Raw genomic sequence first — 11,495 nt, forward strand, 5'->3', positions numbered from 1 at the left:
GCCACAGAGTTCACCTCCAAACCAGCGGTGATTCACAAACAAGTGTTGTGGTTGACCCAAGGCATCTGTGATGAAATGCGACCCCACTCTCTATCGCGCCGCGCCGCCATCACTTGCCGTGAAGCCCCGTCTGATTCGTCATCTGTTCCTGCCGCCACTGGTCATCGCGCTGATGATCGGTCTGGGTTTTATCGGCTTCTGGACCAGTGAGCATTTCGGCATTCGCAGCCTTAGCGAGAACGGCCAGCGTCAGCTGGAACTGCACGCCCGCGCGGTCGAAAGCGAGATCAGCAAATACACCTACCTGCCCAGCCTGCTGGAACTGGAAACCAGTGTCCCGCAACTGCTGGCCGAGCCGACGCCGGAACACCGGCAAACGGTCAACGACTACCTCGAAGGCCTGAATCGGCGCAGCCGCAGTCGGGCCATCTATGTGATGGACACCACCGGCCGCGTCATGGCCACCAGCAACTGGCGCGATGTCGACAGTTACCTGGGTGAAGACCTGTCCTTCCGCGCCTATTTTCAAAAAGCCGTACGCGGCGAACCCGGCCGGTTCTACGGAATTGGCAGCACCAACGGCGAACCCGGTTACTACCTCGCCCATGGTCTCGAAGAACACGGCAAGATTGTCGGCGTCGCGGTGGTCAAGGTGCGCCTCGAAGCCATGGAAGAACGCTGGCAACGGGCGCGTCTCGAAGCCTTTGTCAGCGATGAAAACGGCATCATCATTCTCTCCAGCGATCCGGCCCGGCGCCTCAAATCGGTAGTGCCGTTGAGTGACGAGACCAAAGAGAAACTCGCCCGCAGCCTGCAGTACTACTGGTTCCCGCTCAACGAACTGCAACCGCTGGCCCGCGAAACATTGGCCGAGGGCGTAGAAAAACTCACCTTCCCGGCCAACAGCGAAGTTGATTCCGACGAAGAAAACATCAGTTATCTGGCGCAGACCCGCCTCTTGAGCGATACGCCGTGGAATTTCACCCTGCTCACGCCGTTGCAGGATCTGCGCCGTGAAGCGATCAATCAGGGGATTCTGGTCGCCGTCGCGTTTGCCTTGGTGGCGTTTCTGCTGATCGCCTGGAACGAGCGGCGCAAGGTCATCGCCACCCGCCTCGCCGCCCGCGAAGCCTTGCAGGAAGCCAACAACCAACTGGAGCGTCGGATTACCGAACGCACCGCCGACCTGCGCGCCAGCAACGATCGATTGAAAAGCCAGATCCGTGAACGGCGCCAGGCTGAAGAGACGTTGCGCCGCGCTCAGGATGAACTGGTCCAGGCCGGAAAACTGGCCGCCATTGGCCAGATGTCCACCAGCATCGCCCACGAATTGAATCAGCCACTGGCGGCGATGCGCACGTTGTCGGGCAACACCGTACGTTTTCTGGAGCGTGGTCAGCTCGATGTCGCCAGCACCAATCTCAAGACCATCAACGACCTGATCGACCGCATGGGCCGTATCACCGCCAGCCTGCGTTCGTTTGCCCGCCGGGGTGACAATCAGGGCCAGGCCAGCCTCGGCAAAGCCGTGGACGCGGCGCTGCAGTTGCTCGGCGCACGGCTGGAAAACCCGGCATTGCAACTGCACCGGCAATTTATTGATGTGCAGTTGCACATTGACCAGACCCGCCTCGAACAGATTCTGGTCAACCTGATCGGCAATGCCCTCGACGCCATGCAAGCGCAACCGCTGCCACAACTGTGGCTGGAAGGTGAAGAGTTCAACGGCAAATATCGCCTTCGGGTGCGCGACAACGGCCACGGTGTCGACGCCGAAGCGCGCAAGCATCTGTTCGAACCGTTCTTCACCACCAAACCCGGCGAGCAAGGCCTGGGTCTGGGCCTGACCCTTTCCGCCAGCCTCGCCGCCGCCACCGGTGGCCATCTGGGTGTCGAACACCCCGGTGGCGGTGGTACCACCTTCGTCCTCAGTTTACCGTTGGTAAGCCCTACTCCTGCCGAGCCAATATGAACCACGACCTTAGTGTGCTGATCGTCGAAGACGACCCCCATGTGCTGCTCGGCTGCCAGCAAGCGCTGACACTGGAAGACATTCCCTGCGTCGGTGTCGGCAGTGCCGAAGAGGCGCTGGAGCGTGTCGGCGACAACTTTGCCGGGATCGTCATCAGCGACATTCGTCTGCCGGGCATCGATGGCCTGGAGTTGCTGACCCGCCTCAAGCAACGCGACCGCAGCCTGCCAGTGGTGCTGATCACCGGTCACGGCGACATCTCCATGGCGGTCGGCGCGATGCAGAAAGGCGCCTACGACTTCATGGAAAAACCGTTCTCGCCGGAGCGTCTGGTCGACGTCGCCCGTCGTGCGCTGGAGCAACGCAGCCTCGCGCGCGAAGTCTCGTCGTTGCGTCGGCAACTGGCCGAGCGCGACTCCCTTGAAGGCCGGATCATCGGCCGTTCGCCGGCCATGCAGAACCTGCGTGAACTGATCGCCAACGTCGCCGACACTTCGGCCAACGTCTTGATCGAAGGCGAGACTGGCACGGGTAAGGAATTGGTCGCCCGTTGCCTGCACGATTTCAGCCGCCGTCACAGCAAGCAGTTCGTCGCGTTGAACTGCGGTGGTCTGCCGGAAAACCTTTTCGAAAGCGAGATCTTCGGCCACGAGGCCAACGCCTTTACCGGCGCCGGCAAACGCCGTATCGGCAAGATCGAACACGCCGACGGCGGCACGCTGTTCCTCGATGAGGTGGAAAGCATGCCGCTGCCGTTGCAGATCAAACTGCTGCGCGTGCTGCAGGAACGCACCCTCGAACGCCTCGGCTCGAACCAGAGCGTGGCGGTGGATTGCCGGGTGATCGCAGCGACCAAATCCGACCTCGACGAGTCGAGCAAGGCCGGCGAATTCCGCAGCGACCTGTATTACCGCCTCAACGTGGTCACGCTGGAATTGCCGCCATTGCGCGAGCGCCGCGAAGACATCCTGCAACTGTTCGAACACTTCACCCAGCAGTCGGCCCTGCGCTTCGACCGCGCCTTGCCGGAACTGGACAACCAGACCCTGTCGAGCCTGATGAGCCACGACTGGCCGGGCAATGTGCGTGAACTGCGCAACGTCGCCGAACGTTTCGCCCTCGGCCTGCCGGCCTTCAAGAAGTCCGGCGCGGGCAGTGCGGGTCAGGGTCTGGCGTTTGCCGAAGCGGTGGAAGCGTTCGAGCGCAACCTGCTCAGCGACGCCCTGCACCGCAGCGGCGGCAACCTGACCCAGGCCAGCCTGGAGCTGGGTATGGCCAAGACCACGCTGTTCGACAAAGTCAAAAAATACGGGTTGAGCCACTGATGGATCTGCTGCTGAAAGCCGCACTCGGTGCCGCGGTTGTCGTGATTCTCGCGGCACTGGCCAAGACCAGAAACTATTACATCGCGGGCCTGGTGCCGCTGTTTCCAACGTTTGCGCTGATCGCCCATTACATCGTTGGCAAGGGGCGCTCGGTGGATGATCTGAAGACCACCATCGTCTTCGGGATGTGGTCGATCATTCCGTATTTTGTGTATCTGGCGACGTTGTATGTGATGGTCGACCGGTTGCGGCTGGAAGCGTCACTGGCCATCGCGGCGGTGGCCTGGTTGATGGCCGCCACTGTGTTGGTGACCGTTTGGGTGCGCCTGCACAGCTGACCCTCACCCCAGCCCTCTCCCTCCGGGAGAGGGGGCCGATCGAGGTGTCTTGCGTCTGACATCGACCTGAAAGATCCAGTCGATTATGGATTCGCTACAACACCCTCAGGTCGGCGTATCACTCCAGCATCCCCCATTCAGTCCCCTCTCCCTCTGGGCGGTCCGACGTTTCGGGAGGGTCAGGGTGAGGGGCTTTTAGCTTTTCAGTTGACGGTGCCACCTTTTGACTCAGCCATAATCTGCCGAATCGCGCCGACAAACGTCTCCACCGGCTGTCCACCCGTCACCGCGTACTGGCCGTTAAATACCACCGTCGGCACCGAACTCACCCCGCGCTGCAACCACAATTGCTCGTCTTCGCGCACCTGGTCGGCAAATTCATCGGACGCCAGAATCGCCTCGGCACGCTGACGATCCAGCCCGACACTTTCAGCAATCTGCACCAGTTGGCCGTGATCGGAAGGATTGCCGCCATCGCTGAAATAAGCCCTGAACAACGCCTCCTTCAACGGCAACTGCAAACCCTCAAGCCCGGCCCAATGCAGCAAGCGGTGCGCATCGAAGGTGTTGTAGATGCGACTGTTGCCGTTGGTGCGAAAGGCAAACCCGAGTTCGGCGCCACGGGCACGAATCGCCTCGCGATTCTTCTGCGACTGCTCCGGCGTCGAGCCGTATTTCTCGCCGATGTGCTCGGTAATGTTCTGCCCTTGCGGGCCCATCTTCGGGTTCAGTTCGAACGGCTGGAAATGAATGTTGGCCTGCACTTCGTTACGCAGGATCTCCAGCGCCTGCAGCAAGCCGTACAGACCGACGACGCACCAGGGGCAGGAAACGTCGCTGACGAAGTCGATGTTCAGAGTGGAATTCATGACTCACCTCGCACGGCAAAATCCAGACGATACACCTGTCAGGTCTTGCAGCGACAGTGATGGCCCTATCGCTGGCAAGCCAGCTCCCACAAGGATCACACCGAACCTGTGGGAGCGTGGCTTGCCCGCGATGAGGACAGAAGCAACACCACGATATTTCGGTTACAGCAGATTCCCGCCTACCACCGGCTCAATCTGCGCCCAGTGCGAAGTGTCTTCACGGTGCGCCTGCAAATACGGCAACACTGCCGCCAGCAGCGGTGCCTTGAAGGCCTCTTGAAAGCGATGCGCCAACCCGGGAATCAGCTTCAACTGGCTGCCACGAATATGCGCCGCCAGATGCACGCCATGCATCACCGGCAGCAACGGATCGGCCGTGCCATGCACCACCAGCGTCGGCACCCGCAATTGATTGAGCAGAGCCACCCGGCTCGGCTCCGCCAGGATCGCCATGATCTGCCGTTTGACCCCTTCGGGATTGAACGCACGGTCATACGACGCCGCCGCTTGTTGCAGCAAAACCTGTCGATCATCGGTGACCGCCGGGCTGCCCAGCGCGGCCAGCAAGTCAGCCTGTTGCTCCAGCGCCACCTCGCGGTTGGGCGCACCGCGTCGCGACAATAACTGCACCAGCGCCGCACTCGGCGCCGGCAAACCTTCGGCACCGGAACTGGTCATGATCAACGTCAGGCTCTCGACCCGCTGCGGCGCCATCGCGGCCAGGTGCTGGGCGATCATCCCGCCCATGCTCGCGCCCAGCACATGGAATTGCTCGACGTGCAACGCATCCATCAAACCCAGCGCATCGTCGGCCATGTCGGTCAACGTGTACGGCGCCGCCACCGGCAACCCGAGTTTGTAGCGCAACACTTCAAAGGTCAGATTGGCCTCGACCGGGGCCTGCCGCCAGGTCGACAGACCGACATCGCGGTTGTCATAGCGGATCACCCGAAAGCCCTGCTGACACAGCGCCACCACCACTTCGTCCGGCCAGTGAATCAACTGCCCACCCAGGCCCATCACCAGCAGCAGCGCCGGGTCCGACGCCCGGCCAATGCTCTGGTAGGCCAGGCTCACCTGCGCCAGGTCGACCCGTTCGGTCGGCACATTGACGTCGCACCGTGAGGCGGCGTAGGCCGGCGAGCCGAACAAAAGCGCGGCCAGCACGGCCGCGATCGAGAGAAAAAACTTACCCATGAAAAACACCGAAACGCAGAACCCCAGTAGAGCGCGAGTCTGATGAAGTTTGTACAAGCGCGCTGCCACAGTTCGATGACAGTTTGATGAAGAGTGCCGAGCGGTCACCATCACGGCGATAACTATCTACCGCCATGGCCGAGCGCTTTCGCCGTTGAATGGCTCAGGACCGGAGCGCCTCCGCCGCTCCCCACCGCGAGCCGTTAACCATGCCCGATCGATTATTGTTGAACACCCCCACCCTTGAGCCGCCCGTCCAGTCGACCGCAGGGCGCTTGCCGGCCCACCACGACGAGGGTCTGCTGCTGGATGCCGCCCACCGCTGGCGAGAAAGCTGCGAGGCGTTGCACCAGTTGTTTGCCCAAGTGCCTGCCGCGCGGGACACGCTGTTACAGGTGCTCAAGCAGCACCTGAATCTGGAACAAACCGGCGTCGGCCTGCTCTTTGACGCGCAGGATCCGCGTCCGCAACGGTTCATCCCGCTGGTGCAGGTGTGTGCCTTTGTCTTGCAGCAGCCATCGGCAACAATTGCCGTCGATGCGTCCTGTCAGGTCACCGGCATTTCTACCGCTCACAGTTTGTTCGGCATCACGCCGGTGCAATTGCTCGCGAAGCTCAAGGCGCTATCCCTCGAACAGGCCCTGGAGGCGCGCTGGAACACCTATTGGGATGCCCGCGCGCCGGGCAGCCCGGTATCGCGCCGCGAGCGCGCCAGCCAGTTGTACCGCGAACATCTGGACGCGGCCGCGCAGCTCGCCTTCGCCCGGCGCAGCCTGACCGCCGAACAATTGCTGGCGCTCGCCACACTACAGGAGGCCAGCGCCGCCACACCCGCCATCACCACCGAGCAACTGTCACTGGTGCTGAGTAATGGCAGCAAGGTCAAATTGCCCGCTGCCTGGGTCATCAGTTTCGGGACCGAGGCGCCGGTCACCCAGTGGTTGTACTTGCCGTTGCGACCCGAAGCATTCCAGGTGTTTGCCCAACGTCAGGACCTTGAGACCTGGCTATCGACGCAACCGTTGGTACCCGCCGGTCTGCCGCACACCGACCTGAAATTTGAATACACCGGCAGACACCTGCCATTGACGGCAGGCATGACCGATCTGCTGGCTCACCAATACAAAGCCCAGCTCGATGCGCTGCGCAATGGCAGTGTCGGCAAAGCGGACCTGTACGAACAGGCCAGCCTGGCCCTCGACAACGTCGATCAGACCGATCATCAGCGCAAGACCGGCGCGGTGTTTGCCTCGCCGCCAACGCTCGACAACGTAGTGATCAAGCCTGAGCAGCAGGCCCTGTTCGGCAGCCTCTACGCCGACATTCCCTGGCCCCTGCGCCAGGCAGCGCTCAACCGGCACCGCGACGCGCTCGAAACGCTGCTCGACAGCGCCGATGCCAACACCGCCCTGCAACCTTTCAAGCAGGCACACGAGACGCTGGAGACCGCCGAGCAATCCGCTGACAAGGCTGCGACTGCCTTGCTCGGCCGTGCGCGCGTCCTCGATCTGACGACGTTCAACCGTGAGTTCACCGCCCTGCACCAGGCGCACAAGAGCGGTCTGCACGCCGAAGCCGAATTACAAGGCTTGCTGGCCGAACTGAACCAGGACGAACGAGACCGGATCAAGGCCCTGCTCGACACGCCACAAAACCCCGGCGCCGAGCATGTCGCGGCCAGCCTGATCCTGTCTACACATGAGCCGGATGCCGAGAGCTCGGCCCCCGCTGAACTCAACGGCCCGTTTGTCATGACCCACCCGCAGGCATTGCTCGATCGGGCGTCTGCGCACAGCGTATTGCTGTACTGGCCGGGCACCGGCGGTGGTTTGCAACGTTTCGCCAATCGGCGGGCGCTGGAACAGCAGGTATTCAAGATTGCCGAGGTGGACACGGTACTTGCCTTGCAGTTGAAAAAAATCAGCGGTGATCCGCTGCAGCATGGCCTCAACCAACTGACCAGTGACTTCGACGAACAGGCCGGCCTCCTGCGCTCGCGCCTTGCCGACACGAGTAAAAAAGCCGAGTACGACGAACAACTCGCCGACCTGCGCCAGCGCAGCCTCGGCACGTTACAGGTGCCGGTCAACGCCGCTCGCAGCCTGGCGTTCACTCAGGTGCTGGAGCAGGCAAACAGCGGCACGCTCGCCGACACGCTACCGGACTGGCTCGCCCGGCTCGGCAAGACTGAGCGCAGTGCGCTCAAGCAACTGACCGAGACGTTCCTGCTCGCGATGCAACGCAGCCATAAGCAACTGACCCTCGCTCTGGAACCACGGGACGACTTCACCCGCACACATCTGCATGAGCGACTGCGCAAGGACTTCGCACTCAAGGGCAGTTTCGAGATCACCCTCGACTTGCCCGACTCGGTAAAAATGGTCAAACGCTACAAACCCGCTCCCGGCCACTCGGGCTATGAATTGGTGCTGGAGCCCAGTGCCACCCGCAGCAAAATGCCGCTGGTGGAACTGGCCCAACTGAACATCGACAACACGCCATCGATGCAGCTCGAACCGCTTTCACTGCGCCTGACGTACATGCGGGTGGAGGTCAATGCAAGCGATGCGGTCGAGGCTGAAACCTTGAAAAAAGGTCTCACCCTGACCTGGCTGAAACGCGTGCTGCCGGAACTGGATCTGCCCCAGGCCTACGAAAAACGCATTCGCGAAGCGTTCACCGGCGCGTCCGACGAATCGGCTTTCGTCAGGGAGCATCGCCGCGAATGCCTGATCGAACCCTGGCGCGCGATGCTCAGACTGCAAGGTGAATTCGCCCGTTTGCAACACCACATCAGCCTGGAGGAATTGCAGATCCTCACCATTGCTGCTGACGCCAACACCGCGCAAGCCTGGCGATCCGAGCGCAAACGCGTGGTCATTCTTCCGGCCTATCTCAGCGCCGGCGGCACGGACACGCCCAATGAAGGTGCAGTCACCTTGTCCGGTGTGACCTTCATCGAGGAGCAGGTCAGCGGCATCACTCTGCTGTACCTGCCCGACAGTCCCGACGACCACTTTCTGCGCCGATACGACAACCTCGAAGCAGCGCGCATGGCGTTGTACAGAATGTGCACACAGGACACCTGGATCCGCTATCTGGCCGGCCGGGCCTTGCAGGGTAAAGTCCGGGCGCACGTAAGCCGGCTCAACCAGGCCGTGCTCAAGCATTTCGACGCGATCATTGGCGTCGGCGAGCGCTGGCCGGCCAGTACCTCGTTCGCCGCGCACTTGCTGGATGCGCACATGGGACGACTGATCGAAGCCCATCGCGGCACCTCGCGCTCCAACGATGCGCTGTACATGGAACGCCACGCGCTCAAGGGACCGCGCGCGTTCAACTACCTGAAAATGGCCATCGGCCTGCTGCCCTTCATCGGCAGCGCCATCGCCGTTTACGATGCCTGGACGGCGGCCAACCAGGCGGTGGCCGCGTTTCTGCGTGGCGAGGTCGGTGACGGTCTGGCCGAACTCGAATCGGTCCTGCTGTCATTGATCGACGCGGCCATGGATCTGCTGCCCGGCGAACTGGCGTCTTCGGCCTTGTCGCGTGCGGCCCGCTCAATGACTCGCGCACGCCAGATGCGCGTTTTACTCAGAACCACGGCAGCGCTAAAGAACACATCCCGGCGTCAGGCTCGACATCTCGCGGCACGGTTCTCCGGTTACGAATATGAAAAACCGATTTCCCTGGCCGGCCTGCAACCGGGCCGCGATGGCGTGTATCGCGGCATTTACCGGCATGCCGACGGCGATTTCATTCTGCGTCAGGGGCGGATCTTCGAGGTGCAGCGCAGCAACGATTCACGCAACTGGCGCTTGCGCGGCACGCGCAAGGCCACCTACAAACAACCGGTCGCACTCAATGAAAACGGCGAATGGGACACCTGGTTCGGCGTCTACGGCAGTACGTTCGAGGGCGGTGGTCTGGGTGGCGGAAATGTGGCTGGGCATCTGGCTGATGCGCTTGATCCGATCTGGCCGCAGGCAATTCGTCAACGCCTGCCGCGCTGGTGGGCGGACCGGACCTTTCGCCGTCATCACTACCTGACCGAGCTCGCCGACGACCTTGCCGTGCAACTGGAAAGACGCGGCGGAAACAGCGACGTAACCATCAACCGTTATGGCGCAGCGAAGACGGATGCGGCACGCCAACCCCTTCTGCCTGCCGCCGAAGCTGCCGCCATCGGTGATATTGAACTGGCTACCCGACGTTATCAGGCATTGCTCGAACTGGAACCGCTGACCCACGGCAACAAACGTCGCGCCTTGATCGAGATGCAAAGCAAAAACGCCGCACTCCTGGCTGACCGATACACACGCCGCGCCATTCACAACTCGCACAGTACCGTGCCACTGACAAAACGGATCCTGGAACTGAACAGGCAACTGGATGAACTGCCGCACGATGCTCTCGCGCAACGCCTGACACTGATGGAAGAGCGCCGCCAACTGCGGCTGGAATACCTGCGCAAACTGGACCGGATGGAAGACCTCAGGGTTGACGTCAACCATTGGTATGAACGCGTTCGCGTTGCGGCGGACAAGAAACTGGTGGCCAGCCTTGTCGATGACCTGAACGCCAAACACAGTCCGTTTCTACTGAGCTTTCAGAAAACCTATCAACGCCTTGAGGCGGTACAGCGTGCCGGTAGCGTCGGCGACGCTTCATGGATTTATCTGCTGGGGCAGGCGCGCCGATTACGGGAAAAGGTCGCCCGTGCGCTCAATACCCATCACGATCTGCTCAGCGCCAACGTCACCCGCGTACAGCGCGATGCCATTCTTCAAGACTGCGTCGATACGTACGCGCAATTTATCCGTGAAATGAAAGTCTGGACCGCCAGCTACCCGCAGTATTTCCATGAAGAACTGATAGAGCCGCTGATCTCCGGGATAGAAAAGCTCGGCGAACAGGCGCGCAAAAACATTGGCACCCCGGTGCATGCCACGCCACCGCAAGGCAGTATCAATCGCAAAGTCTTTCCCACCGAAGACGATCAATGGCTGATCGGCGTAGAGCGATGGGACAAGAAAAACAAGAAGCTTCAGTTCGAAATGAACAGCGGCGAAGTCTGGGAACAGACCGCAAGCGGCAAGTATCGACTGACAGAGTCTGCGCCACCGGCGCCGCCTCAACTGAGCCTGTCGACACTGGTAAACGAAGCGCGCAAACGCCTGGACTTTCAGGCGAGTTATCGGGCCCGGGTCGAGTCCTACGCCGATCAGGACATGCTGCCGGTCGACCTTGAACACATGATGGTCAGTGAAGCCGCAGAGCTGAGACACCGCGCCGACCGGATCGCGAACGTCGCGCCGCAGGATCCGGTCATTCCCCAACTACGCAATAAGGCCAACGAGCTGATAGCCACCGGTCGCAACCTGCGTACCCGCCAGTCACTGACCAGTAAAAGGCCCACTGACGGCATGCTGCTGGACCTGATCGAACAGGAGGCCGTAGAGATCCGCAAACCCAGCCTGCTGAAAAACCTCAGCAAACCAAAAGCGCGCAAAGACTACCTGCAGGAGTATGAGATCTGGGATCAGACCCTGATCCCCAATGAGCTACTGTGGTATGCCCACTTTCATTACGCCAGCGCAACGCCGGTGATGCGCACATTCGAAAAGGCCCACCTGAAACTGCCTGAACACCGCTTCTTGACTCATGCCGATAACGCCAGCCTGCCATATGCCGATATTGGTAAACAGTCGGCGGTGTTGACGCATTTCGAAGCGCTTTGATCGCCGTCCCTAAAACAAAACACCCGCTGGCTTTTTGGCTCAGCGGGTGTTCT

Annotated in this window: 6 protein-coding genes; 4 read left to right on the forward strand and 2 right to left on the reverse strand. The window is 61.2% G+C overall.

Features of this window, described 5'->3' with window-relative positions; genetic code table 11:
• The first annotated feature begins 70 nt into the window (after positions 1-70).
• From aauS to KI231_RS23505, 3 genes are read left to right on the forward strand one after another with little or no spacing between them, the layout of a single operon-like run.
• Positions 71-1,972, forward strand: coding sequence for a two-component sensor histidine kinase AauS (gene aauS, locus KI231_RS23495; protein WP_213026469.1), 1,902 nt, complete (start codon positions 71-73; stop codon positions 1,970-1,972).
• On the forward strand, positions 1,969-3,297 hold the full coding sequence (gene aauR, locus KI231_RS23500; protein WP_103305466.1) for a two-component response regulator AauR: 1,329 nt from the start codon (positions 1,969-1,971) through the stop codon (positions 3,295-3,297). Before aauS ends, aauR begins: the two co-directional genes overlap by 4 nt.
• A gap of 8 nt (positions 3,298-3,305) precedes the next feature.
• The gene (locus tag KI231_RS23505) at positions 3,306-3,635 is read left to right on the forward strand and encodes a GlpM family protein (protein WP_213028833.1); all 330 of its coding nucleotides are present in this window, start codon (positions 3,306-3,308) and stop codon (positions 3,633-3,635) included.
• 203 nt (positions 3,636-3,838) lie between these two features.
• On the opposite strand, the gene KI231_RS23510 is transcribed toward KI231_RS23505, so the two are convergent.
• Complete coding sequence (locus KI231_RS23510) at positions 3,839-4,504, reverse strand: DsbA family oxidoreductase (protein WP_103305464.1); 666 nt, start codon at positions 4,502-4,504, stop codon at positions 3,839-3,841.
• 162 nt (positions 4,505-4,666) lie between these two features.
• On the reverse strand, positions 4,667-5,701 hold the full coding sequence (locus tag KI231_RS23515; protein WP_213026470.1) for an alpha/beta fold hydrolase: 1,035 nt from the start codon (positions 5,699-5,701) through the stop codon (positions 4,667-4,669).
• Between the two features lie 209 nt (positions 5,702-5,910).
• On the opposite strand from KI231_RS23515, the gene KI231_RS23520 reads away from it, so the two are divergent.
• Positions 5,911-11,442 carry a dermonecrotic toxin domain-containing protein gene (locus KI231_RS23520; RefSeq protein ID WP_213026471.1) on the forward strand — a complete coding sequence of 1,844 codons (5,532 nt, stop codon included), beginning with the start codon at positions 5,911-5,913 and terminating at the stop codon, positions 11,440-11,442.
• Positions 11,443-11,495: the final 53 nt, after the last annotated feature.

It is taken from the genome of Pseudomonas sp. Seg1 (genome assembly GCF_018326005.1).
In the GTDB taxonomy this organism is placed as follows: Bacteria; Pseudomonadota; Gammaproteobacteria; order Pseudomonadales; family Pseudomonadaceae; genus Aquipseudomonas.

What these genes read in the sequence shown, in the direction of transcription:
- KI231_RS23515 (WP_213026470.1), bottom strand. Translation starts at nt 5,701, where the DNA reads ATGGGTAAGTTTTTTCTCTCGATCGCGGCCGTGCTGGCCGCGCTTTTG.
- KI231_RS23510 (WP_103305464.1), bottom strand. Translation starts at nt 4,504, where the DNA reads ATGAATTCCACTCTGAACATCGACTTCGTCAGCGACGTTTCCTGCCCC.
- aauS (WP_213026469.1), top strand. Translation starts at nt 71, where the DNA reads ATGAAATGCGACCCCACTCTCTATCGCGCCGCGCCGCCATCACTTGCC.
- KI231_RS23520 (WP_213026471.1), top strand. Translation starts at nt 5,911, where the DNA reads ATGCCCGATCGATTATTGTTGAACACCCCCACCCTTGAGCCGCCCGTC.
- aauR (WP_103305466.1), top strand. Translation starts at nt 1,969, where the DNA reads ATGAACCACGACCTTAGTGTGCTGATCGTCGAAGACGACCCCCATGTG.